The sequence below is a fragment of the Microbaculum marinum genome (assembly GCF_037855135.1).
Lineage (GTDB): Bacteria > Pseudomonadota > Alphaproteobacteria > Rhizobiales > Tepidamorphaceae > Microbaculum > Microbaculum marinum.
In genome coordinates this window covers 116,286-139,041 of the sequence record NZ_JAZHOF010000011.1, presented here as the reverse complement: position 1 = coordinate 139,041, position 22,756 = coordinate 116,286, and the positions used below count along the sequence as shown (strand labels likewise).

20 protein-coding genes and 1 pseudogene are annotated in these 22,756 nt (G+C 66.9%); 8 read left to right on the top strand and 13 right to left on the bottom strand.

The genetic code is table 11. From position 1 onward, the window contains the following. The first annotated feature begins 3 nt into the window (after positions 1 to 3). Both V3328_RS22930 and V3328_RS22925 read left to right on the top strand, forming a co-directional pair. Entirely contained in the window at positions 4 to 552 is a 549-nt protein-coding gene (locus tag V3328_RS22930; RefSeq protein WP_340332054.1) for a hypothetical protein, read from the top strand. Positions 553 to 556: 4 nt separating this feature from the next. Next, the gene (locus V3328_RS22925; RefSeq protein ID WP_340332053.1) at positions 557 to 3,130 is read left to right on the top strand and encodes an HWE histidine kinase domain-containing protein; all 2,574 of its coding nucleotides are present in this window, start codon (positions 557 to 559) and stop codon (positions 3,128 to 3,130) included. Between the two features lie 51 nt (positions 3,131 to 3,181). Here V3328_RS22925 and V3328_RS22920 read toward each other — a convergent pair whose 3' ends face one another. The 3 genes from V3328_RS22920 to V3328_RS22910 form a co-directional block, all read right to left on the bottom strand. Next, positions 3,182 to 4,786 (bottom strand): 2-isopropylmalate synthase, encoded by a 1,605-nt coding sequence (locus V3328_RS22920; RefSeq protein WP_340332052.1) that lies wholly within the window; start codon positions 4,784 to 4,786, stop codon positions 3,182 to 3,184. 357 nt (positions 4,787 to 5,143) lie between these two features. Then, the gene (locus V3328_RS22915) at positions 5,144 to 6,052 is read right to left on the bottom strand and encodes a PhzF family phenazine biosynthesis protein (RefSeq protein ID WP_340332051.1); all 909 of its coding nucleotides are present in this window, start codon (positions 6,050 to 6,052) and stop codon (positions 5,144 to 5,146) included. A 70-nt stretch (positions 6,053 to 6,122) separates the two neighbouring features. After that, a complete protein-coding gene (locus V3328_RS22910) occupies positions 6,123 to 6,602 on the bottom strand; it encodes a GNAT family N-acetyltransferase (RefSeq protein WP_340332050.1) in 480 nt (159 codons plus the stop codon). A gap of 291 nt (positions 6,603 to 6,893) precedes the next feature. Here V3328_RS22910 and V3328_RS22905 point away from each other — a divergent pair, with 291 nt between their 5' ends. Beyond that, the gene (locus V3328_RS22905; RefSeq protein WP_340332049.1) at positions 6,894 to 7,442 is read left to right on the top strand and encodes a hypothetical protein; all 549 of its coding nucleotides are present in this window, start codon (positions 6,894 to 6,896) and stop codon (positions 7,440 to 7,442) included. Between the two features lie 106 nt (positions 7,443 to 7,548). Here the strand turns inward: V3328_RS22905 and V3328_RS22900 are convergent. The 3 genes and pseudogenes from V3328_RS22900 to ilvC form a co-directional block, all read right to left on the bottom strand. Further along, a pseudogene (locus tag V3328_RS22900) lies at positions 7,549 to 7,668 on the bottom strand (ketol-acid reductoisomerase); the annotation flags it as partial. Between the two features lie 6 nt (positions 7,669 to 7,674). After that, positions 7,675 to 9,360 (bottom strand): vWA domain-containing protein, encoded by a 1,686-nt coding sequence (locus V3328_RS22895; RefSeq protein ID WP_340332048.1) that lies wholly within the window; start codon positions 9,358 to 9,360, stop codon positions 7,675 to 7,677. 233 nt (positions 9,361 to 9,593) lie between these two features. After that, positions 9,594 to 10,613, bottom strand: coding sequence for a ketol-acid reductoisomerase (ilvC, locus tag V3328_RS22890; protein WP_340332047.1), 1,020 nt, complete (start codon positions 10,611 to 10,613; stop codon positions 9,594 to 9,596). Positions 10,614 to 10,759: 146 nt separating this feature from the next. Here ilvC and folP point away from each other — a divergent pair, with 146 nt between their 5' ends. The 3 genes from folP to folK are packed head-to-tail and all read left to right on the top strand — an operon-like array spanning position 10,760 to position 12,433. Next, a complete protein-coding gene (gene folP, locus V3328_RS22885) occupies positions 10,760 to 11,566 on the top strand; it encodes a dihydropteroate synthase (RefSeq protein ID WP_340332046.1) in 807 nt (268 codons plus the stop codon). A 1-nt stretch (position 11,567) separates the two neighbouring features. Continuing rightward, positions 11,568 to 11,936 (top strand): dihydroneopterin aldolase, encoded by a 369-nt coding sequence (gene folB, locus V3328_RS22880; protein ID WP_340332045.1) that lies wholly within the window; start codon positions 11,568 to 11,570, stop codon positions 11,934 to 11,936. Continuing rightward, entirely contained in the window at positions 11,936 to 12,433 is a 498-nt protein-coding gene (folK, locus tag V3328_RS22875) for a 2-amino-4-hydroxy-6-hydroxymethyldihydropteridine diphosphokinase (RefSeq protein WP_340332044.1), read from the top strand. The genes folB and folK overlap by 1 nt, the downstream gene beginning before the upstream one ends. 18 nt (positions 12,434 to 12,451) lie before the next feature. Here folK and V3328_RS22870 read toward each other — a convergent pair whose 3' ends face one another. The 4 genes from V3328_RS22870 to V3328_RS22855 all read right to left on the bottom strand — a co-directional run bounded on the left by V3328_RS22870 (position 12,452) and on the right by V3328_RS22855 (position 15,892). Then, on the bottom strand, positions 12,452 to 12,802 hold the full coding sequence (locus V3328_RS22870; protein ID WP_340332043.1) for a type II toxin-antitoxin system PemK/MazF family toxin: 351 nt from the start codon (positions 12,800 to 12,802) through the stop codon (positions 12,452 to 12,454). Then, positions 12,774 to 13,100: an AbrB/MazE/SpoVT family DNA-binding domain-containing protein gene (locus V3328_RS22865; RefSeq protein ID WP_340332042.1), complete on the bottom strand. Its 327-nt coding sequence runs from the start codon at positions 13,098 to 13,100 to the stop codon at positions 12,774 to 12,776. The genes V3328_RS22870 and V3328_RS22865 overlap by 29 nt, the downstream gene beginning before the upstream one ends. 82 nt (positions 13,101 to 13,182) lie before the next feature. Further along, positions 13,183 to 14,304: an ATP-dependent DNA helicase gene (locus tag V3328_RS22860; RefSeq protein WP_340332041.1), complete on the bottom strand. Its 1,122-nt coding sequence runs from the start codon at positions 14,302 to 14,304 to the stop codon at positions 13,183 to 13,185. Between the two features lie 106 nt (positions 14,305 to 14,410). After that, a complete protein-coding gene (locus V3328_RS22855; protein WP_340332040.1) occupies positions 14,411 to 15,892 on the bottom strand; it encodes an MFS transporter in 1,482 nt (493 codons plus the stop codon). A gap of 723 nt (positions 15,893 to 16,615) precedes the next feature. On the opposite strand from V3328_RS22855, the gene V3328_RS22850 reads away from it, so the two are divergent. Further along, entirely contained in the window at positions 16,616 to 17,185 is a 570-nt protein-coding gene (locus tag V3328_RS22850; RefSeq protein ID WP_340332039.1) for a hypothetical protein, read from the top strand. 121 nt (positions 17,186 to 17,306) lie between these two features. On the opposite strand, the gene ilvN is transcribed toward V3328_RS22850, so the two are convergent. The 3 genes from ilvN to V3328_RS22835 all read right to left on the bottom strand — a co-directional run bounded on the left by ilvN (position 17,307) and on the right by V3328_RS22835 (position 20,440). Continuing rightward, positions 17,307 to 17,822, bottom strand: a complete 516-nt coding sequence (gene ilvN / locus V3328_RS22845; RefSeq protein ID WP_340332038.1) for an acetolactate synthase small subunit — start codon at positions 17,820 to 17,822, stop codon at positions 17,307 to 17,309. 10 nt (positions 17,823 to 17,832) lie between these two features. Beyond that, positions 17,833 to 18,504 (bottom strand): glutathione S-transferase family protein, encoded by a 672-nt coding sequence (locus V3328_RS22840; RefSeq protein WP_340332037.1) that lies wholly within the window; start codon positions 18,502 to 18,504, stop codon positions 17,833 to 17,835. Between the two features lie 169 nt (positions 18,505 to 18,673). Continuing rightward, complete coding sequence (locus V3328_RS22835) at positions 18,674 to 20,440, bottom strand: acetolactate synthase 3 large subunit (RefSeq protein WP_340332036.1); 1,767 nt, start codon at positions 20,438 to 20,440, stop codon at positions 18,674 to 18,676. Between the two features lie 740 nt (positions 20,441 to 21,180). Between V3328_RS22835 and V3328_RS22830 the strand changes: the two genes are divergently transcribed. Next, positions 21,181 to 22,224 carry an aldo/keto reductase gene (locus tag V3328_RS22830; protein WP_340332035.1) on the top strand — a complete coding sequence of 348 codons (1,044 nt, stop codon included), beginning with the start codon at positions 21,181 to 21,183 and terminating at the stop codon, positions 22,222 to 22,224. The last annotated feature ends 532 nt before the right edge of the window (positions 22,225 to 22,756 follow it).

Sequence of the window (22,756 nt, the reverse complement as noted above, 5' to 3'; positions counted from 1 at the left end):
GGATTGCATGCCAGGCTCTGGGCCGAGACCAGGGCGCATCATCTGGACCTTGAGTCCCGCTTCAGCGCCCTGGACATGGAATCGCCGTCCGGGTACCGGACGTTCCTGGCAGCCCACGCGCTCGCCCTGGCATGCGCCGACGGCTGGCTGCGCGCCCTGCAAAGTCCGTTCGGAGAGGTGATCGGCGGCCTTTGTCGCGATGTCGAGGCCGATCTTGCGTCGCTGGACGCCGCCCGGCGCGCGCGTAGCCGGAGCGTCCGGCACCTGGATCTGGCCACCCCCGCAAGGGACAGCGGAATCCTCTATGTGATCGGCGGATCGTCGCTCGGCGCCGGCGTGCTGCTGAAGCGCTTGCGCGGCAGCGACCGGACGGGTGCCGGATCGGCGACGCGTTACCTGGCGAGCGAGCGGCTGCGCCTTCTGTGGGCGTCCGTCCGGCCGAATCTGGCGGCGCTCCCCGAATTCGGTCCCCCGGCCGATCAGACCATTCGATCCGCGCAGCAGACATTCGAGTGTTTCGGCGCGGCCCTGCAGACAGTGGAACAGGACTGAACCAATGGCGACGACGTCGCAAGTGCCCGGCCAGGACCCCGTCGACCTGACGAATTGCGACCGGGAGCCAATTCACATTCTCGGCCGGATCCAGGATTTCGGCTGGCTGCTGGCGGTGTCCTCCGACTGGATGATCGTGCACGCCTCGGAGAATGTCGCCGGCTGCTTCGATCGCGAGGCCGCCGACATCATCGGCCTGCCGGCCGCCGAGATTCTCGGTTACCAGACCCTGGACCGGATCAGGAAGGGGCTGAGCGGGCTCTACGGCACCGATTCGGTCGAGCGCATCTTCGGCGTCGAGGTGGCATCCAAGCCCGATACCAGACTGGACGTGGCCGTGCACTTCTCCGGCTCCAACATCGTCCTTGAGTTCGAGCCGGCCAATTTCGACGTCGACAGCCAGTACACCTCGCAGGTCCGCCTGATGATCGAGCGTCTGCGGCAGAGCACCGACGTCGACTCCCTGTGCAACACGGCGGCGAAGTTCGTGAAGTCGCTGACCGGGTTCGACCGCGTCATGGTCTACCGTTTCGCCCCCGACGATTCAGGGGAAGTCATCGCCGAGGCGGCGGAGCCGGGCATCGGGACCTTTCTCGGCCTCCACTACCCGGCATCCGACATCCCCAGGCAGGCCCGCGAACTCTATCGCCGCAATCTTCTGCGCATCATCAGCGACGTCAACGGACGCACCGTACCCGTCATCCCCGGGATCAGCCCGGAGGGCCGGCCGCTCGACATGTCGATGTGCGGGCTCCGGGCGGTGTCGCCGATCCACATCGAGTATCTCCAGAACATGGGCGTCGAGGCGTCGATGTCGATCTCGATCCTGCGCCGGGGAGAGCTGTGGGGACTGTTTTCCTGCCACCACTATTCGCCCCTCGTTCTGTCCTATGACGTTAGGACGGCCGCGGAACTGTTTGCCGAGATGTTCGCCTTCCTGCTGGACCAGCAGCTCGGCGACCGGGCCCGCGCCCAGTCCGCCGCGACCCAGGCTTTGCACAACAAGCTGATGGCGGATCTCGCGGAAGGCTCGACGGTGCGCGACAGCTTCGAGCCGCTCGCCACTGCGCTGGCCTCGCTGATACCGTGCAGCGGCATCGCCGGCTGGGTCGAGGGCAGCTTCGTGAAGCGCGGGCAGGTCCCCGAGAAGGACGAGTTCATGCAGCTGGTCCGGTTCCTGAACACGACCGCGCCGGGACAGATCTATTCGACGAACGCGCTGCCCTCGGTATTTGCCGCCGCCGCGAATTTCTCCTCGCGCCCCGCCGGACTGATGGCGCTGCCGGTGTCGCGGGCGCCGCGCGACTATATCGTCCTGTTCCGCAACGAGATCGCCAAGACTATCAAATGGGCGGGCGATCCGTCCAAGCCGGTCGAATACGGCCCGAACGGCGCCAGGCTGACGCCCCGCAAGAGTTTCGAGGCGTGGCAGGAAACGGTTCGCGGCCAATCGGCGCCGTGGGAGGAAGGCGACCTGGACGCCGCCGAATCCCTGCGCATCACGATGCTCGAGGTCGTGCTGCGCATTTCCGATGCAGCCAACCGCGATCGCGACCGTGCCCAGCAGCAACAGGAACTGCTGATCGCCGAGCTCAATCATCGCGTCCGCAACATCCTCAACCTGATCCGCGGACTGGTCTCCCAGAGCACCACCGGCAACGGATCGATCGAGGAGTTCGTCGACGTCATCGGCGGGCGCATCCAGGCGCTGGCAAGGGCGCACGACCAGATCACGGACAAGAAATGGTCTTCCGCTTCGATCATCGAGATGATCCAGGCCGAGACCGAAGCCTATCTGGGCGGGACGGCCGAGCGTGTCGAGATCACCGGTCCGAACCCGTTTATCGAGCCGAGCGCCTATACGACGCTGTCTCTCGTCATTCACGAGCTGGTGACCAACTCCGCCAAGTATGGCGCCCTCAGCGACAGGCGCGGCCGGGTCGCCATTGCCCTGACCAGCGAGCCGGACGGCTCGCTGACGATTGCCTGGCGCGAAGTCGACGGCCCGGTCGTCAGGCCGCCGACGCGTCGCGGCTTCGGCAGCATCATCATCGAGCAATCGATCCCGTTCGAGCTTCAGGGCAAGGCCGACATCCGTTTCGTCCCGACGGGCTTCGAAGCCGACTTCGTCATACCCGCTCTCCACATCGAAAGGGTGGAGGGCGGCAATGCCGCCCAATCCGAACGGGACGACGAGACGGCCGTCGAGCCGACGAAGATCTCGGGGAACGTGCTGCTGGTCGAGGACAACATGCTGATCGCGCTCGACAGCGAGGACTTCCTGGAGGAGATGGGGGCCAGCAAGGTCTTCCTCGCCGCCACGGTGGCGAAGGCCATGCAGGTCATCGACAGCGAGGACATCGTCATGGCGATCCTCGACGTGAACCTCGGATCCGAAACCAGCGAACCCGTCGCCGACCGCTTGTCGCAGGCGGACATCCCTTTCGCGTTCGCTACCGGTTACGGCGAGATCTCGAGTTACACGGAGAAGCACCCGCAGGCGCCCTTGCTGCAGAAGCCGTTCTCGGCCGAGAACCTTCGGGAAGCCGTCGCCGGCATGTTCGCGCGCAACCGCTGAAACACGAAGGGGGCCGCGAGGCCCCCTTCGGTCATCTGATGGCGCTTTCCGTCAGCTCGCCTGGGCGTGCAGGCGGTCGCTCTTGGCGAGGAACTTGCCGAGCGCGTGGACATAGGCGCGCGCCGATGCGGTCAGGGTGTCGGGATCGGCGCCGCGGCCGGAATACTCCTTGCCCTCGTGCTCGAGCCGCACCGTCACCTCAGCCTGCGCATCGGTGCCGCCGGTCACCGCGTGCACCTGGTAGAGCGCCAGCTTGGCGGGATGCGGCACCATCGCCTGAACGGCCAGGAAGATCGCGTCGACGGGTCCGTTGCCGGTCGCCTCGCGGGTCTGCCGGTCGCCGTCGATGTCCAGGGTCAGAGTCGCCTTCTGCGGCCCACCGGTGCCGGCCACGACCGTCAGCGCCACGACCTTGATGCGTTCGTGGGCGTTGCCGATCTCCTCGTCGATCAGCGCCTCGATGTCCTCGTCGTAGACATGCTTCTTGCGGTCGGCGAGGTCCTTGAAGCGCTTGAACGCGTCCTGGAAGGCGTTGTCGCCGAGGTCGTAGCCCAGTTCCTTCAGCTTCTCGCCGAAGGCGTGCCGGCCCGAATGCTTGCCCATCACCAGCGAGGTCGATTTCACGCCGACCGAGTCAGGCGTCATGATCTCGTAGGTCTGGGTGTGCTTCAGCATGCCGTCCTGGTGGATGCCGGACTCGTGCGCGAAGGCGTTCCGGCCGACGATCGCCTTGTTGTACTGCACCGGGAACGAGGCCACCGCGGCGACCAGCTTGGAGGCCCGCATGAGCATCGTGGTGTCGACGCCGATCGTGTACGGCAGCACGTCGTTGCGGGTCTTGATCGCCATGACGATCTCTTCCAGCGCCGCGTTGCCCGCCCGCTCGCCGATGCCGTTGACGGCGCACTCGATCTGCCGGGCGCCGCCGGCAACGCCGGCCAGGCTGTTGGCCTCGGCCATGCCGAGGTCGTCGTGGCAGTGCACCGAGAACACCGCCTTGTCTGAATTCGGAACCGCCTCGCGGACCCGGATGAACAGGTTCTTGTACTCGTCGGGCGTCGAATAGCCGACCGTGTCGGGAATGTTGATCGTCGTCGCACCGGCGCCGATGGCCGCCTCCACGCAGCGGCACAGGAACTCGAACTCCGTCCGGGTGCCGTCCTCGGCGCTCCATTCGACGTCGTCGACATGGTTGCGCGCCCGCTTCACCGAGGCGACCACAGCCTGGAGCACCGCTTCGGGCTCCATCTGCAGCTTGTGCTTCATGTGGATCGGCGAGGTCGAGATGAAGGTGTGGATGCGCGGCCGCCGCGCCGCCCGCACCGCCTCGGCGCAGCGGTCGATGTCGTTGAACTGGGCCCGCGACAGACCGGCGATCACCGCCCTCTCGGCCCGCCTGGCGATCTCGCGGACGCTCTCGAAATCGCCCTGGCTGGCGATCGGAAAACCCGCCTCGATGATGTCGACGCCCATGTCGTCCAGCACTTCGGCGACCTGGAGCTTCTCCTCGAAGGTCATCGACGCGCCGGGGCACTGCTCGCCGTCGCGCAGGGTGGTGTCGAAGATCAGGAGGCGGTCGCGATCGCTGGTGCCCAAGCTCGAACTGGGGCTCGTACTGGTGCCGCCCGATACGTCGGTGTGATTTTCCGTAGTCATCGTCTGTAGTCCTTCTCGCAAGCTGGCCACATGGGACCGTGTGCCGTCAGCCGGTGTCTGAGCTCCCCTGAGTGCCTGCCCGCGCGTGCGGGCCGCCGGCTCTCAGGGGCCGGTAAGGAGAAGGAGGGCGATAAGGTCGCGGGCGGCGAGGTCGCAAGCCGGCGGGCACGCGTCGGCGCCGGGCGCAAGCGCCCCGGCAGATCCGATATCGTCCCGGTACTTCGTCATGTCGACCTTCGGATGCCTCGTAACCGGCGCGCAGCCTGCAGTTTCGCTGCGGCACGTGGGAGGGCCACTATTTAGACGAGGATACGCGATCGCACAAGCCGGACGATCGCTTGCGCCCCGGAAAGGGGCTCAGACGTCCAGCGTCCCTTCGGCCACGACCACCGCGTCGCCGCCGATCCGTACCGCGTGCAGGTCGCCCTGAACATCGATCTCGAGCCCGATCTGGCTCGCCCGGCCCATGATGTGGCCCTGCTCGATCCGGTAGCGATGGATGCCCCCGAGCGGCTGGTCGAACTGCCGGATGACGCCCGCGAAGGCGGCCGCCGCCGAACCGGTCGCGGGATCTTCCTCGACGCCGAAGCCCGGCGCGAACATGCGGGCATGGAAGTCGTTCCCGGTCGAATAGGTCTCGCGCGTGTAGACATAGGCGGCCTTCGCGGCGAAGGCCTTGTCGAAGGTCCGCCGCTCCAGCTTGCAGCGCTTCAGCACGCCGAGATCGCGGACCGGCACGAAATCGAAGTCCAGGCCGGCCGTGAAACTGCTCGGCCGGTGGTTTTCGAAGCCGATTTCTGCTGGCACCAGACCCAGCGCCGCGGCAGCCAGTTCGGTGTCGATCGCCCGTTCGAGGACGCTCGGTTTCTGCGGGATGTCGAATTCGGCGAAGGCACTGCCGTTCTTGAGGGTCACGCCGATCCGCACGATGCCGATCTTCTCCTCCAGCACGACGATGCCGTCCCGTTCGCCGCCATCGGCGTCCTCTCCCGTGCCCCACCGCTTTCGGGCCAGGATGATCGCCGTTCCGACGGTCGGATGGCCGGCGAAGGGAACCTCCTTGCCCGGCGTGAAGATGCGTACTTTGGCGGTGTGCGCCGGATTTTCCGCCGGCAGCACGAACACGGTCTCCGACAGGTTGAATTCCTTGGCGATGGACTGCATCGCCGTGCCGTCGAGCCCGTCGCAGTCGTGCACGACGGCGAGCGGATTGCCGCTCAGCGGCTTGTCGGTGAAGACGTCGAGAACGTGATAGGCGCGTTTCACTGGGCGGCTCATGGATTGATGGCGGACTGGCAGGCGCCGCCGTTTAGCATGAACCGGGCCATTGCGGTAGCTATGCTGCGGACGGCGCGAGCCGCTTGCGCAGCCGCGGCAGGGTCCGGCCCGGGATCGAGCCGGACGGCGACCGCGCCACCGTCACCGCCCCCATCGCCTGATAGAAGCCCTCGGCATTCGGGTCGGAGTCGACGCCGATCGCCGCGACGCCGGCCGCGCGGGCGATGTCCTCCGCCTTCGCCCACAGCCGCCGGCCGATGCCGCTCGCCATCGCCGAGGGGTCGACGAAGCAATGCTGCACTTCGGCCTCCCCGTCCTCTTCGAACCTGACCTCGAGCAGCCCGATCGCGGCGCCGTCCCGCTCCGCGACCCAGACCTCGCCGGTCTCGATGCGCTCGGGGTGGATCGTCAGTTCGTCGCGGCACATCTCCATGAAGGCGTCGTCGTAGCCCCAGTGCGCCTTGGCGCGCATGGCCAGATCGGACAGGGCGGCGGCTTCGTCGCGGCGCGCGCGGCGGATCAGCAACGGGTCTGACATTCCCTCATCCTTGCATGGTGCGGCGGGTTCCGGCCAACGCCTGCGCCCGCCGCCGGAACACCTGCCGGGCGACAGAACCGGGGCGAGCGGCCAGGTTGACGCGGCGGAAGCGGCATGGAATAGAAAGCGGACCTTTGTAGTGCCGCAACCGGTTGCTCCCCGTCGGCCCTCTGCTGTGCGGACTCTTCCGGGCAACATCCCAGACAAGCGTAGCGCGACCGATCGATCCGATCGGCGCGTGAGTGGTGCACCTGTCCAGTTTCCATCAGCTCGATCCGTCGGAGGGGTCCAATGTGGAAGAATGCCGGGCTTTTTTCGTTAGCACTCTTGTTTGCTCTGATTGCCGAAGCCGCCTCGGCGCAGTCGAGCGGGTTCAAGCTCTGCGAGAGTACATATGCGTTGTGTACGACGGCCGCGTGTACGCCGGTACCCGGCGAGAAGGACACCGTGTCCTGCGCCTGTGACGTCAAGACGGGATACTCCGCCGGCCAGGAGGACTGCCAGCAGGTGACCGACACGGATCAGGGCAAGCAGATCAGGTCGCGCTATTTCCCCGTCACCAGCTACGCGGTGTGCAACAACGACCGCGACTGGGCCTGGTGCCTCGACAAGCCGTGCATCATCGATCCCGACGATCCGACGAAGGCGTCGTGCACCTGCTCCACCGTGAAGGACCAGGGGCCCTACGTCATCGTCACCGACACGATGACCGACACCACCTGCACGACGGGCGTGATTTCCTCGGCGACCGTCAAGGGAATCGATCAGATCACCGATTTCCTCAAGACGACCACCGAGCTCAAGCCGTTCCCGATAAAGGTGCTGAACAGCCAGAACTGACCGGCGAAGGCGCGCCGGCTTCGGACGGCGCCGACGCCGCAGGTGCAGAATCAACGAGGCCGGCGTCCCCGCCGGCCCCGCAACCGTTCGGCAATTCGTAGGCGCGTCAGTTCTTCGCCTTGTCGACGAGCTGGTTCGCCTTGATCCACGGCATCATGCCGCGCAGCTTCTCGCCGACCTCCTCGATCGGGTGGGCGTCGTTCATCCGCCGGGTCGCCTTTAACCTTCGCACCTACATGGCGGTCTCGGTGCGTTCGCCGGCGGTCACCGTCGCCGGCGCCTCTTCCTTGGTCCCGTCGTCGCGTGCGCACACGACGGCATAGTCGCCCGCCGGCGCGACCGTCTGGAACTGCTGATCGTACCAGTAGCCGAAATTGGCCCGATTGCCCGCGATGTCCTTCTTGGCGCCGAGGATCTCGCAACTGGAGAACTCCTCACCGCGCGTCACCGCGATCACGCCGGCGCTGAGCACGGCGGTCACCGAAGCCTCGCCGCCCGCGGCGACGGTGACGGGCGTCGACACCTTGGCGAGCCCCGCGGTGGCGCGCAGCAGGTAGTCGCCGGCCGGCACGACGAGCACTGCCCTGGGATCATAAGAGTAGACGACCGGCTCGCCGTCCGGCTTCGAGGCCGGCACGAGTTCGAAGAATAGGCCGTCGGCCACCGCGTCGCCGGCGCCCGAATACGTTGCGCTGGCGTGGATGGTCCCGGTACCGATGACGATGTCGAGTTCGGTGGTCTCGCCGGCCGTCACCTCGACTGGAACGCTCGTGGTGGCGGCGCCGTGGTTCACCGTGAGCTGCCACGGTCCTGCAGCCGCAATGAACGACACCTCGGTGCCGTACTCGGTCGCGTCGATGCTGCCGTCTCCGTTCCTGAGCGTGAAGGCAGCGTCCAGCGGATCGCTTGCGCCTTCCGCGGCGAATGCCCGGACCTTGGCGATGCCGGCGTTGAGCACGAGCGTCTCCTCGGCCGTCTTGCCTGCCTCGATTTCGACCGGCGTCTCGGCCGTCACGAGGCCGTGCGAGACGCGCAGGACGTAGGCTCCGGGCGCGAGTTCGGCCCTGTAGGGGCTGTCGTAGGAGTACTCGATCGGATCGCCCGCCGCCGCGCCGTCGGCTCCGGCCGCGAAGACGTCCCAGGCCAGGCCTTCGGTGATGGCCGCCCCGCCCTCGACCATGACCGCCATTGCCTCCAGCGTCACCGGCGAGACCGGCTGCGGCGCTTCCTGCTTCGGCTGCGCCGGCTCGGCCGTCGCCTGCTGGGCCGCCGCAACGGTCGTCTGCAGGGCCGTTTCGAGTTCCTCGGCGTTGTCGGCGCTGACAAACATGCCGCCCGTGTTCTCGGCGATGCACTGGAGTTGCGCCCTGGTCTTCGGGTCGGCGATATCGAGGCCGACCGCGTGCACCGTCAGGCCCACGCCGGCCGCCTCGAGCTCGCTGGCCACGGCGCACGGATCGGCGTTGCAGGTTTCCTCGCCGTCGGAAACGAGGATCACCGTCGCCGCCTGTTCCGTTGATCTCAGCGCCGTGGCCGCCTGCCGGACGGCCTCGGTCATCGGCGTCTTGCCCTTCGGATTCAGCTTGTTGACGGTCGCCTGGAAACCGTCCCTGTCCAGCGACCCCGGTGCCATCAGGACCTCGATGTCGTTGCAGTCGCCCTTGCTGCGGTGTCCGTAGGCGATGAGACCGAGTTCGTCGGAGGCCCGCCAGGTCGACAGGATCGTGGCGACGGCCTCCCGGGCCATCTCGATCTTGGTGCGGCCGTCGATCTGCCCCCACATCGAGCCGGATGCATCGAGGACGAGGATGACCTTGGCGCCGTCGGCAGCCCTGACGTGCTGCGGCGCGGTGGTGGCGAGAAGGAAAAAACAGACGGCGGCAAGGCCGCGCATGAGGAGAGCGGTGATCCGCGACATGGAACGAACCTCTTGAAAAGACTGGAACTGAAAGACGTGGAAAACGCAGGCAGACCGGCCGGCGGCAATGTTACGCCGGGATATTAATCAGGCTTTCGCGGTTCCGGCCAGCGGCATTGGCGGAAATTTGCGAGGCGGAACCGCACCGCTGCAGGTCCCGGGCCTTGGGGCGCGCAAAACAAAGGGCCGGCGTCCCCGCCGGCCCCGCAACCGTTCGGCAATTCGTAGGCGCGTCAGTTCTTCGCCTTGTCGACGAGCTGGTTCGCCTTGATCCACGGCATCATGCCGCGCAGCTTCTCGCCGACCTCCTCTATCGGGTGGGCGTCGTTCATGCGGCGCGTCGCCTTGAACTTCGGCTGGCCGGCCTTGCACTCGCGGATCCATTCGGAGGTGAAGGCGCCCGTCTGGATGTCCTTCAGCACGCGCCTCATCTCGGCCCTGGTCTCGTCGGTGATGATGCGCGGCCCCGATGCGTACTCGCCGAACTCCGCGGTGTTGGAGATCGAGTAGTTCATGTTGGCGATGCCGCCCTCGTAGATCAGGTCGACGATCAGCTTCACCTCGTGCAGGCACTCGAAATAGGCCATCTCGGGCGCGTAGCCGGCCTCCGTCAGCGTCTCGTAGCCGGCCCGGATCAGCTCGACCAGTCCGCCGCACAGCACCACCTGCTCGCCGAACAGGTCGGTCTCGCATTCCTCCTGGAACGTCGTCTCGATGATGCCCGAGCGGCCGCCGCCGATCGCCGAGGCATAGGACAGGCAGAGGTCGTGGGCGTTGCCCGAGGCGTCCTGGGCGATCGCCATCAGGCAGGGCACGCCGCCGCCGCGCGCATACTCGGAGCGCACGGTGTGGCCCGGGCCCTTCGGCGCGATCATGATCACGTCGATCGACGGCCCGGCCTCGATCAGGTTGAAATGGACGTTGAGGCCGTGCGCAAACGCGATCGCCGCGCCGTCGCGGATGTTCGGCTCGATGTGGTCCCGCCAGATGTCGGCCTGCAGCTCGTCGGGCGTGCACATCATCAGCATGTCGGCCCACTTGGCGGCATCGGCGACGCTCTTCACCTCGAGCCCCTCGGCCTCGGCCTTCTTGGCCGAGGCGGAGCCCGGCCGCAGCGCCACGCAGAGTTCGCTGACGCCGGAATCCCGCAGGTTCAGCGTATGGGCGTGGCCCTGGCTGCCATAGCCGACGACGGCGACCTTCTTGCCCTTGATCAGGTTGAGGTCGGCATCACGATCGTAGTAGACGCGCATTGAATTGCTTCTCCTTGGGAAACCGTGTGAATGGCAGCAGAGGAACCCTCGGTCGTCCCCCGCCGAAAGGGTCGCGCGGGTTTTAGCGTCGGGAAACGCGAGTTGGAAGCAAAAAGCGGAGATTGCCGGCACCGGGCGGGCAGGCCATGACGAAAGCGCATGGCGCCGGCGCCGCGCGCCGCACCCTCATCATGGGCATCCTCAACGTCACGCCGGACTCGTTTTCCGACGGCGGGCGCTTCGCGGCCGTCGATGCGGCGATCGCACAGGCGCGCCGGATGGCGGCCGAGGGCGCCGACATCCTCGACATCGGCGGCGAGTCGACGCGGCCCGGTTACGAGCCCGTCGACACGGCGACCGAACTGGCCCGCGTGCTGCCGGTGATCGAGGCGGTCGCGCCGGATCTCGGCGTTCCGCTCTCCATCGATACCCGCAAGGCCGACGTGGCGGCGGCGGCGGTGGCGGCCGGTGCGCGCATGGTCAACGACGTCTGGGGCCTGCAGCGCGACGAGCGGCTGGCCCGCGTCGCCGCCGAGGCCGGGGTCGACGTGGTCGCCATGCACAACCGCGACGAGATCGACGCTGCTATCGACATCGTCGACGACATGCGCCGGTTCTTCGACCGGACCATCGCCATCGCGCGGGCCGCGGGGATCGGCGACGACAGGCTGGTCCTCGACCCCGGCATCGGCTTCGGCAAGACGCTGGCCCAGAATCTCGTGGCCGTGCGCCGGCTGCCGGAGATCCGGGCGCTCGGCTTCCGCGTCCTGCTCGGCGTCTCGCGCAAGTCGTCGATCGGCAGGATCCTCGACAGGCCCGTCGGCGAGCGGCTGATCGGCACGGTCGCCATGAACGTCTGGGCGATGCGCGACAATGTCGACATCATCCGCGTGCACGATGTCGCCGAACACGTCGACGCCATGAAGATCGTCGACGCCCTCCGCGAGGCCTGAGATGAGCGACCGAATATTCCTGCGGGGCATCGTCCTGTTCGGCCACCACGGGGTCTTCGAGGAGGAGAAGCGGCTCGGCCAGCGTTTCGAGCTGGATCTCGACTGCCGGCTCGACCTGTCCAGGGCCGGCCGCACCGACAGCGTCCGCGACACCGCCGACTATGGCGCGATCTACGAGACCGTCCGCACGGTCGTCGAGGACATGCGCTTCAAGCTGATCGAGGCGCTGGCCGAGGAGATCGCGCGCAGGCTGCTGGCCGGCTTCGAGGCCATCCAGGGCGTGCGCGTCGAGATCCGCAAGCCGTCGGCGCCGATCCGCGGCGTCTTCGACACCGTGGGCATCGAGATCGATCGCGACAGGAGCCGGTGATGGCCGAAGTCGGATTCAGCCTCGGCAGCAATATCGGCGACAAGCAGGGAAACCTCGCCCGCGCGCTGGAGCTTCTGTTCGCCGATCCGGCCATGACGTTCCGCGCCTGCTCGTCGTTCTACAAGACCGCCCCGTGGGGCTACGAGGACCAGGACTGGTTCGTCAACCTCTGCGCCGCCGGCGACACCGGCCTCGAGGCGGAGTCGATCCTCGACCTGTGCAAGCGCGTCGAGCACGAGGTCGGACGGCGCGACACGTTCCGCTGGGGGCCGCGCGTCATCGACGTGGACATCCTCTACTACGGCACGGCGGAGGTCGACGAGCCGGACCTTGCGATCCCGCACCGCGAGCTGTTCAATCGCAGCTTCGTGCTGGTCCCGCTTGCCGAGATCCGGCCGGACCTCGTCCTGTCCGGCCGCCGCATCGGCGAGGAGGCCCGCCGGCTCGTCGATGACGGCATGGAAATCGTCGCCCCGCCCTGGGCGCCCGGAAAGTGAACGGTCTGCCGCCGCAGGTCACGCCTTCCCCAGGATAAGCCCGAGCATCTCGTGGACGGCGTCCACAGTGTCTCCTGCGGCTCGGCCATGCGGACGCAGCGCCCGTGTCGTCCGGTCGACCGCACGGATCTGATCCACCAGCACGTAGCCGCGCAGGCTTCCGACCGGGACCAGCAGCACCTTGAACGGCCACGAACGTTCGCTGCGCGTGATCGGACAGACGATGACCATACTGGAATTCGCGTTGTAGTCGCGGGTCGACAGGACCAGCGCGGGGCGCCTGCCCGCCTGCTCGTGCCCCACGGGAGGGCCGAAGTCGATCCAGACGACGTCGCCTGCGTCAGGAGCGTTTTCGGCGACTGTCAGCATTGTATAGCGTCGGTGTGGTATCCGGCGGCGCGATGTCGCTCCAGTCCTCGTCCGGCCATTCCGACGGCAGGATCCCCCAGTCCTCGAACGGCGGCTCGTTCTGGGGACCCAGCCGCTTCATCTCGGCGACGAGATCCTGCAGGGTCGGCCCCCGCCGCGCGACCGGCTTCAGGAGCGCCGTCCCGTCCTCCACCGACAGGTCAACCTCCCCGCCCTCCTCGAGGCCGAGTTCTTCGGCCGCCGCCTTGGGCAGACGGACGGCGAGGCTGTTGCCCCATCTGGCGACGCGGATCTTCATGGGCGCATCTTCATGGCCGATACCTTCCTCGGATATACAATGTATATCCCGGACACCCCCGGGGCAATGACCCGGAACCGCCTCACTGGACGATCGTGATGCGCTCCGCGGCCCGGGTGATCGCCGTGTAGAGCCAGCGCTCGCGGGTATCCTTGAAGGCGAAGCTCTCGTCGAACAGCAGCACGTCGTCCCACTGCGATCCCTGCGCCTTGTGCACCGTCAGTGCGTAGCCGTAGTCGAACTCGTCGGAGTTGCGCCGCTGCGTCCAGGGCACCTCTTCGGCGGATTCGAACAGCGCCTTCAGCACCCGGATCTTGACGATGTCGCCATAGGGACCGTCGTCGTCGGCCTTGACCATCATCGACAGCGCCTGCGCCTTGCCGCGCCCCACCGACATGACCTGCCAGAGGCTGCCGTTCAAAAGGCCCTTTTCCGAATTGTTCCTGAGGCAGACCAGCTTGTCGCCCGACGCCGGCAGCAGGCCCTCGAATCCCTTCAGTTCGCGTATTCGCTGGTTGTAGCGCTTGCGCGTCCGGTTGATGCCGAGCAGCACCTGGTCGGCGGCCAGCACCTGTTCGCTGTCGACGTCGCCGCGGCCGATCACCCGGCTGTCGCCGTACGATCCCTGCTCGAGACGGCCGCCTTCCCTGACGGTCTGCGCGAGCTGGATGATCGGATTGTCGCGCGCCTGCCGGTGCACCTGCGTCAGCAGGGCGTCGGGCTCGTGATCGGTGAAGAATCCGCCACCCGTAATCGGCGGCAGCTGGCCCGGATCGCCGAGCACCAGCACCGGCGCACCGAAGCTCAGCAGGTCGCGCCCGAGCTTTTCCTCCACCATCGAACATTCGTCGACGATCACCAGCTTGGCCTTGGAGACCGGACTGGTGCGGTTCAGCGAGAAGGTCGGGTTGACCGTCGTCTTGCCGGTCTCCTCGTCCTCGATCGCCTCCTCGCCGCGCGGCCGGTAGATCAGCGAGTGGATCGTGCGCGCCCCTTCGCAGCCGCGGTTGCGCATCACCTGCGCCGCCTTGCCGGTGAACGCCGCAAACAGCACGTCGCCGTCGATCGCCTCGGCGATGTGCCGGGCCAGCATCGTCTTGCCCGTGCCGGCGAAGCCGAACAGCCGGAACACCTGCTGGCCCGGCGTTTTCAGCCAGGCCGAAACGGCCTTGGCGGCGGCATCCTGTTCGCTCGAGAGTTTCATCGCGGCGCTTGATCGGGAATCAGTCGTTGCGGAGCGACAGTGTACATTGGCGGGGCGTGAGCAGAACCCGCCGGGCGCAGGCCCCGCGAAGGCAGGCGCAGGCCGATCACGACTCCGCGTGCAGTTCCTCGAGGTCCTTGCCGCGCGTGTCGATCCGGAACCGCCAGGTCACCACCGCCCCCAGCAGGGCCGCGCCGACGAGCAGCAGCAGGGTCGCCGTGCGGCCGATGTCGTCGAGCAGTATCGGGAACAGGAAGGCCGTGGCCACGGCGCCGATCTTGCCCACGGACGCCGCGAAGCCCGCCCCCTTGCCGCGCAGCCGCGTCGGAAAGACCTCGCCGGCGATCAGGTAGGTCTGCGCGTTTGGACCGAGATTGGTCATGAAGTTGAAGATCAGGAAGCCCGCGAAGATCAGGAATATCTGGCTGCTTCCGGGAAACGCCGAGGACAGGGCGGCCAGAGACAGCCCCGCGGCGCAGCCGACGAATCCGATCACCTGGAGGCGGATCCGCCCGATCCGGTCGGCCAGCAGCACCGCGAAGACGATGCCGACGATCAGCAGCGCGTCGATCATCGCCGCGCCCTTGGCGGCGATGATGTCGTTGTGCACCAGTTCGGCGACCGAATTCGCTTCACCCGTCGAATGGCCGAGCGTGCTGGCGATGATCGTCGGGGTGAAGATGCCGATGCCGTAGGTCGACAGGTCCTGCAGCAGCCACGGCACGGAGGCAAGGATCGTGGCGCGCCGGATCCTGGGTGCGAACAGGGCCGCGTAGTGGCGTGGTTTGTGTACCGACGCCGTTCCGTCTCCGGCGCGTCGAAGCGCGATGGCCTTCGGATAGGACGGCTCGCGGCGCAGCAGCCGCCGCATCTCCTCCTGCGCGGCATCGACCCGGTCTCTCGACATCAGCCAGTGCGCGCTTTCGGGAACGAACAGCCGGCCGAACACGACGAGAAGCGCCGGCAGCGCCACGAGTGCGTACATCCAGCGCCAGGCCGTCAGGTTGGGCTCGGCGACCAGGATCAGGTAGCCGGCCCCCACCCCGAACAACGCGCCGAGCGCCTGGAACCCGAACGCCGCCAGCACGAGGCGGCCGCGGTCCCGCGAGGGAATGCTTTCGGAAATGATCATGTGCGCCGTCGGATAGTCGGCTCCGAGCGCCAGGCCGACGCCGAACAGGCAGGCCACGACGACGGGTATGTTCGGAGCAAGCGAGATGCCGACCAGGAACGCGACGAACAGCAGCATTTCACCGATGAAGACCGGCTTGCGGCCGTACGCATCCGCAGCCCCGCCCAGCGCGGACGCGCCGACCAGGATGCCGGCCAGCGGCGCGGCGCCGACCAGTCCGCCAACCACCGGATCGAAACCGAATTCCTTCTGGATCAGCGGCAGCGCCACGCCGGTGGTGAAGACGACATAGCCCTCGAAGAACTTGCCGATCGCCGCCAGCCACCAGACGAGCCACTGCATCGCGGTCATCGGCGTGGTCGGGACCGGCGTGCCGTCCGTCCAGGTCGGGGTCTCGTCGATATACTGCTGGACCGTCCGCGACGATGTTTCGGTTGCGGAGACGGTGTCCAGCATCGACGTTCGCCCGGTTTCCCTGACCCGTCGAGGACCCTAAGGTGCTTCAACGACAGTCTTGCGAAGCTTCCATCTCGTTTCTCCGGCGGCGGCCGGTTTCCCGGGCGGTGGCCGGCGAACGGACTCCTGCGGGACCACCCGTCGGCTGTCCGCCCTGGTGCGGCACCGGCACATCCCGCCGGAGCGCCTTTCGGCCGGATGAAGTGATCAGCGTTGCTTTCGGAAACAAGATTTGCGTTCCTAAACTCATTGTCACGAAAAGAATCACAAAACCACAATTCCGAATATCTTGTAAAAATACCTACCCAACAATGAAATTTATAACTGATTGAATATAAATACCGTAACGGAAAAATCCGTATCTACAAAAAAACATATTTGGATGTTATGGATTTTGCACTTTTATTTATATTACTACACTAAATTCCAGCAAAAAAATTTCAGAATACCTTTAAAAATATGCGCCCCAATCGTGCAAGCACATACTTGTCTATTCAAAAACCATTTCAGGTCAACCCACCGAATAAATGTTGATAAATGAAAACCAATTAAAATCACTCTACGTAATGAGCTTAATCATCATGAATACTTCGCCGACGAATAAATTGGATGAACTTTCGGCCCGCCCGGTGTACAAGACGGAACCTGCCGTTTCGGCAGGTATCCAGGAAGCTGTCTCCGTCGGAGAGGCTTTGTCTGTTCATCATGACCAGGGAGTCACAGATGATTTCCATTGCAAATCGTTCATTGCTTATCGCCGCAGCGACAGCGGCAACATTGGGCCTCGCCACGTCGGTCGCGACTGCCGGACCGGCGGACAAGGCTGCCGATTCCGGAGCCGAGAAGGCGCGGCCGGAGGCCACCATCGGGGGCAAGGGATCGATCCGGAAGGTCTCCTACAAGACCTCCGACGACGACACGACCACGGATTCCAGGTCCTACGTAAACGTGCCGGGCATGAAGAACACGTTCCGCGCCAACGGCCCGGTCGTCATCGTCTTCTGTGCGGAGGCTTATACCTCACGGACCGATCCCGACGATCTCCCGGCGATGTTCGTCCAGGCGACGCTGAACGGAACGCCCGTGGCACCCTCCTCGGCCGCCCAGAACGTCACGTTCGAGGGCAATCAGCCAGCACACCCGACAGTTTGGCGCACGGCGCGCTGCTTCCAGTGGGCCACCCACGCCTCCGGCAAGCAGGATCTCAGGATCCAGTATCGGTTGAACGGTGGCGTCGACGGCGATTTCGTCGGTCTCGACGACAAGTCCGTCACGGTGATGTGGGGCCGCTGAGGCTCTTCAGATTGCCGCAGGCCGGCGCGGGATCTCAATCCGCGCCGGCCTGCGGATATTCCGTACATTGGACGCTTCGCGGTCTAACCGCCTCGGGGCGAAGAGCCGTGCTTGGAGCCGCCTACATCGCCTCCGGGCCGCGCTGGATCGCGGCGACGCCGGTGCGCGACACCTCGACTAGGCCGAGCGGCTTCATGATCGACACGAACTGGTCGATCTTCGAGGACCGGCCGGTGATCTCGAAGACGAAGTGATCGGTCGTCGCGTCGATCACCTGGGCGCGGAACGCGTCCGCCAGCCGCAGCGCCTCGACCCTCAGTTCGCCCTTCCCGGCGACCTTGATCAGCGCCAGCTCGCGTTCCAGCGGCCTGCCCCCGGCGGTCAGGTCCACCACCCGGTGCACCGGCACCAGCCGCTCCAGCTGGTTGCGGATCTGCTCGATCACCATCGGCGTGCCGGTCGTCGCGATGGTGATGCGCGACAGGTGCTGCTCGTGCTCGGTCTCCGAGACGGTCAGCGAGTCGATGTTGTAGCCGCGGCCGGAGAACAGCCCGATCACCCTGGCCAGTACGCCCGGCTCGTTGTCCACCAGCACCGACAGTGTGTGCTGCTCGACCGCTTGAACGCTTTGAAGCATTTCTCTTTCCCTATTCCGCCGGAAGCGCCGGCTCGTCTACTTCGTCGTGGGCAAGCACCCAGCTCTCGGCATCGCCGGCCGCCTTCCACTCCCGGAAGGCGGGCGTTCCCATCACCGCGTCCATGTAGGCGCGCACCGTATCGTCGACGGGGATCGAGTAGGTCTCGAAGCGCGCCACCACCGGCGCGAACATCGCATCCGCCGCCGAGAAGCGCCCGAACAGGAACGGCCCCTCACTCCCGAAGCGGCGCCGGCACTCGCCCCACATCTGCTGGATGCGGGCGACGTCCCGGGTGACCTCGGAGCCGCGGTCGCGGTAGGCGAAGCGCTTGCGCAGGTTCATCGGGCAGGCCGACCGCAGCGCCGAGAAGCCGGCATGCATCTCGCACGACACGGTGCGGGCGTGGGCGCGGGCCGCGACATCGTCGGGCCACAGTCCGCGGTCGGGGAATGTCTCGGCGAGGTACTCCAGGATCGACAGCGATTCCCAGACGGTCACGTCGCCGTCCTTCAGCACCGGCACCTTGCCGCCCGGCGAGTGCGCCAGGATCCGCGTCTTGGTGTCGTCCTGGTCGAGCGGGATCAGGATTTCCTCGAATGGGATCTCCAGGTGCCGCATCGCGAGCCAGGGCCTGAGCGACCAGGACGAATAGTTCTTGTTACCGATGACGAGTTGCAGCATGCGTTTACCTGTCCGGTGAAGCCACGGATATCACACTCCGACGTCATCCCGGCCGGAGCGCAGCGCAGAGCCGGGATCGCCCGGTCCGCGAGCGCTGCGGCTCCTGGCGATCCCGGATAGCCGCCCGCCGGCGGCTTCCGGGATGACGTAGGATGGGGAAAAACAAACTCTAAACCAGCATCTTGCCTTCCTCGTCGATCGCCTCGGCGACGTCCTCGTCGTCGATCTCGGCGCCGAGCAGCATCTCGTTGTGCGCCTTGCCGGACGGGATCATCGGGAAGCAGTTGGCGAGCGCGGCGACGCGGCAGTCGAACAGCACCGGCCGCTTCACCTCGATCATCTCCTCGATCGCAGCATCCAGGTCGCCCGGCTTGTCGACCCGGAAGCCGACCGCGCCGTAGGCTTCGGCGAGCCGCACGAAGTCGGGCATCGACTCGTGGTAGGAGTGCGAGATCCGGTTGCCGTGCAGCAATTGCTGCCACTGCCGCACCATGCCCATGTGCTGGTTGTTGAGGATGAAGATCTTCACCGGCAGCTCGTACTGGACCGCCGTCGACATCTCCTGCATGGTCATCAGCACCGAGGCGTCGCCGGCGATGTCGATGACCAGAGCGTCGGGATGGGCGATCTGCACGCCGAGCGTCGCCGGCAGGCCGTAGCCCATCGTGCCGAGCCCGCCAGAGGTCATCCAGCGGTTGGGCTCCTCGAAGCCGTAGAACTGGGCCGCCCACATCTGGTGCTGGCCGACTTCGGTGGTGATGTAGGTGTCGCGGTCCTTGGTCAGCTCGTAGAGCCGCTGGATCGCGTATTGCGGCATGATCACGTCGTCGCTCGGCCGGTAGCGCAGGCAGTCGCGCGCCCGCCACGCCTCGATGCGGTCCCACCACTCCTTCTTCGCCGCCCTGTCGGGCTGCGCGGCGCTGGCCCGCCACAGCCGGATCATGTCCTCCAGCACGTAGCCGACGTCGCCGATGATCGGCACGTCCACCTTGACGTTCTTGTTGATCGAGGAGGGATCGATGTCGATGTGGATCTTCTTGGAATAGGGCGAGAAGGCGTCGAGCCGGCCGGTGATCCGGTCGTCGAAGCGCGCGCCGACGCAGACCATCACGTCGCAGTCGTGCATGGCGAGGTTCGCCTCGTAGGTGCCGTGCATGCCCAGCATCCCCAGCCACTGCTTGTCGGAGGCGGGAAACGCGCCGAGCCCCATCAGCGTCGAGGTGACCGGAAACCCGGTCATGTGCGCCAGCTCGCGCAGGAGCTGGCTCGCCTCGCGGCCCGAATTGACCACCCCGCCGCCGGTATAGAGGATCGGACGCCTGGCGCCGGCCATCAGGTCGACGGCCTCGCGGATCGCGTCGAGATCGCCCTTCATCCGCGGCTTGTAGGTCTTGTGCTCGATGTTCTTCGGCCCGACATAGGGCCCCGGCGTCAGCTGGATGTCCTTGGGGATGTCGACCAGCACCGGCCCCGGCCGGCCGCTCTTGGCGACATAGAACGCCTCGTGCATGATCCGGGCGAGGTCGTTGATGTCCTTGACCAGCCAGTTGTGCTTGGTGCACGGCCGCGTGATCCCCACCGTGTCGCATTCCTGGAAGGCGTCGTTGCCGATCAGGTGGGTCGCCACCTGGCCCGAGATGCAGACCATCGGGATCGAATCCATCAGCGCGTCGGTCAGTCCGGTCACCGCGTTGGTCGCGCCCGGCCCGGAGGTGACCAGCACGACGCCGACCTTGTCGGTCGACCGCGCGTAACCCTCCGCCGCATGGGTCGCGCCCTGCTCGTGGCGCACGAGTACGTGCTGGATGTCGTCCTGCTGGAAGATCGCGTCGTAGATCGGCAGCACCGCGCCGCCGGGATATCCGAAGACAAACTCGACCCCCTGGTCCTTCAGCGCCTTCAGGACGATTTCAGCGCCGTTCATCTCTTCGCTCATGGCGATCTTCCCTCTTTCTCGTGCGCGCCGTTCTTCCGTGGATACGCGCGATCAGGCAACAAAAAAGGCCCTCGAGGGGCCTTGGCTGCGCACCATTGCTCGCGGCGGTGTCTATCCCGCCACGGCCCCGGTGCGCCATCGTACGATAAGGATATTGCCGGACACGCCCGGTCTCCCTTCCAGAAGTTGCGCGCGCAAGGTAGTCGCGACGGCCGGAGGCGTCAAGGGCGATTGAGGCGGACCGATGGATCGCCCGCCCCGTCCCCCATCCTCCGCTCATTCCCGCGAAAGCGGGGACGAGCGGTAGAAGGCTGCCGGCCCGCGCGGTATGCACCGCTGAACTGGTCCCGGCTCGCAGGCCGGGACATCGTCCGTGCGAGGGGCATCGCCCCTGCCCCACTCCGCAGACTACGCCCCGGACCTGATCCGGGGCCCAGCACGGCGGCTGCGCCGGGTCCGTGCGCTGGATCCCCGCTTCCGCGGGGACGAGCGGGAGGAGGCAGGCGCCCCGCGCGGGTGCACCTCTGAACTGGGCCCCGGCGCGGAGGCCGGGACATAGACCGAATATGTCGCACGGTCCCTGCCCCACGACAGGACTACGCCCCGGACCCGATCCGGCGCCCAGCACGGCGGCTGCGGCGGGCACTTGCCCCGGAGCCCGTTCGCCCGCGATGAGCGGACCCCCACGGTTGCGCGACGCCCGCCTTCCACCTGCCCGCGCCCGGTGCTACCGTTGGGTCATGAACCCGACCCAACCGCTTCCCAGACGCCCGCTCGGCCGCAACGGTCCGGACGTCACGGTCCTCGGCTTCGGCTCGGCGCCGCTCGGCGACCTCTACACCCGCCTCGACGACCTGACCGCAATCCAGGCCGTCGCCGCGGCGCTGGATGCCGGGATGACCCTGTTCGACACCTCGCCGCACTATGGCAACGGCCTTGCCGAGCATCGCTGCGGCACGGCGCTGAGACGCGTCCCGCGCGAGAGCGTCGTGATCTCCACCAAGGTCGGCCGCGTCATGGACCCGCACACCGCGCCGGTCCGCGTCACCAGGGAAGGCGTGATCTCGCCGGGCTTTGCCGGCGGCCTGCCGCACGCAGCCTCCTTCGACTATTCCTATGACGGCACCATGCGAAGCCTCGAGCAGTCGCTGCTCAGGCTCGGCACCGACCGCGTCGACGTGCTGCTGATCCACGACGCCGACGTCTGGACCCACGGCGACGAGGCCGACGCCCGCTTCAGGGAGGCGATGGACGGCGCCTACCGCGCCCTCGACCGGCTGCGCGCCGACGGCACCGTCAAGGCGATCGGCGTCGGCATCAACGAGGCCGACACGTCGGCCCGCTTCGCCCGCGCCGGGGATTTCGACGTGGTCCTGCTGGCCGGCCGCTATTCGCTGCTCGAGCAGCCGGCGCTCGACGAGTTCATGCCGCTGGCCGAGGAAAAGGGCATCTCCGTCATGCTCGGCGGCGTCTTCAACTCCGGCATCCTGGCGACCGGCCCGGTCGAGGATGCCCGCTACGACTACGCCCCGGCACCGCCCGAGATCATCGACCGGGTCGGGCGCATCGCCGCGATCTGCCGGGCGCACGGCATCGCCCTGCCGCACGCCGCCGTCCAGTTCGCCCTCGCCCACCCCGCCGTCTGCTCGCTGGTCCTCGGCGCCGTCACCCCCGGCGAGGTCCACCGCAACCGCGCCGCCCTCGCCACCCCGGCCCCGGCCGGCCTGTGGGCCGACCTCAAGTCGCAAGGCCTGCTGCGAGAGGACGCGCCGGTCCCGGGGTAGGAGTCGGCGGCTGCGCCGGGTCGTTGCGCCGGGTCCCGGCTCGCAGGCCGGGACGTAGGCTGTACGTGTGGCGCGACCTTCCCCCTTACCGCAGCCTGCGCCCCGGACCCAGATCCGGGGCCTAGCTCAGCGGCTGCGGCAACGCCCCGCCGTCCGCCAGGCATCCCAATCCTCCACTCATTCCCGCAAAACCGGGAATCCAGGGCGGCTGTGCCGGGTCGTTGCACTGGGTCCCGGCTCGCAGGCCGGGACGTAAGCTGTACGTGCGGCACGACCTTCCCCCTTACCGCAGCCTGCGCCCCGGACCCCGATCCGGGGCCTAGCTCAGCAGTTGCGGCAACACCCCGCCGTCCGCCAGGCATCCCGATCCTCCGCTCATTCCCGCGAAAGCGGGACTCCAGGGCGGCTGTGCCGGGTCGTTACGCTGACTCCCGGCTCGCAGGCCGGGACGTAGGCTGTACTTCTGGCACGACCTTCCCCCCTCACCGCAGCCTGCGCCCCGGACCCCGATCCGGGGCCTAGCTCAGTGGCT

Excerpts from the sequence above, each read along its gene's own strand:
- V3328_RS22925 (WP_340332053.1), top strand. The coding sequence starts at position 557 with ATGGCGACGACGTCGCAAGTGCCCGGCCAGGACCCCGTCGACCTGACG.
- V3328_RS22920 (WP_340332052.1), bottom strand. The coding sequence starts at position 4,786 with ATGACTACGGAAAATCACACCGACGTATCGGGCGGCACCAGTACGAGC.
- V3328_RS22910 (WP_340332050.1), bottom strand. The coding sequence starts at position 6,602 with ATGTCAGACCCGTTGCTGATCCGCCGCGCGCGCCGCGACGAAGCCGCC.
- V3328_RS22905 (WP_340332049.1), top strand. The coding sequence starts at position 6,894 with ATGTGGAAGAATGCCGGGCTTTTTTCGTTAGCACTCTTGTTTGCTCTG.
- V3328_RS22895 (WP_340332048.1), bottom strand. The coding sequence starts at position 9,360 with ATGTCGCGGATCACCGCTCTCCTCATGCGCGGCCTTGCCGCCGTCTGT.
- ilvC (WP_340332047.1), bottom strand. The coding sequence starts at position 10,613 with ATGCGCGTCTACTACGATCGTGATGCCGACCTCAACCTGATCAAGGGC.
- folP (WP_340332046.1), top strand. The coding sequence starts at position 10,760 with ATGACGAAAGCGCATGGCGCCGGCGCCGCGCGCCGCACCCTCATCATG.
- folB (WP_340332045.1), top strand. The coding sequence starts at position 11,568 with ATGAGCGACCGAATATTCCTGCGGGGCATCGTCCTGTTCGGCCACCAC.
- folK (WP_340332044.1), top strand. The coding sequence starts at position 11,936 with ATGGCCGAAGTCGGATTCAGCCTCGGCAGCAATATCGGCGACAAGCAG.
- V3328_RS22870 (WP_340332043.1), bottom strand. The coding sequence starts at position 12,802 with ATGCTGACAGTCGCCGAAAACGCTCCTGACGCAGGCGACGTCGTCTGG.
- V3328_RS22865 (WP_340332042.1), bottom strand. The coding sequence starts at position 13,100 with ATGAAGATCCGCGTCGCCAGATGGGGCAACAGCCTCGCCGTCCGTCTG.
- V3328_RS22860 (WP_340332041.1), bottom strand. The coding sequence starts at position 14,304 with ATGAAACTCTCGAGCGAACAGGATGCCGCCGCCAAGGCCGTTTCGGCC.
- V3328_RS22855 (WP_340332040.1), bottom strand. The coding sequence starts at position 15,892 with ATGCTGGACACCGTCTCCGCAACCGAAACATCGTCGCGGACGGTCCAG.
- V3328_RS22850 (WP_340332039.1), top strand. The coding sequence starts at position 16,616 with ATGATTTCCATTGCAAATCGTTCATTGCTTATCGCCGCAGCGACAGCG.
- ilvN (WP_340332038.1), bottom strand. The coding sequence starts at position 17,822 with ATGCTTCAAAGCGTTCAAGCGGTCGAGCAGCACACACTGTCGGTGCTG.
- V3328_RS22840 (WP_340332037.1), bottom strand. The coding sequence starts at position 18,504 with ATGCTGCAACTCGTCATCGGTAACAAGAACTATTCGTCCTGGTCGCTC.
- V3328_RS22835 (WP_340332036.1), bottom strand. The coding sequence starts at position 20,440 with ATGAGCGAAGAGATGAACGGCGCTGAAATCGTCCTGAAGGCGCTGAAG.
- V3328_RS22830 (WP_340332035.1), top strand. The coding sequence starts at position 21,181 with ATGAACCCGACCCAACCGCTTCCCAGACGCCCGCTCGGCCGCAACGGT.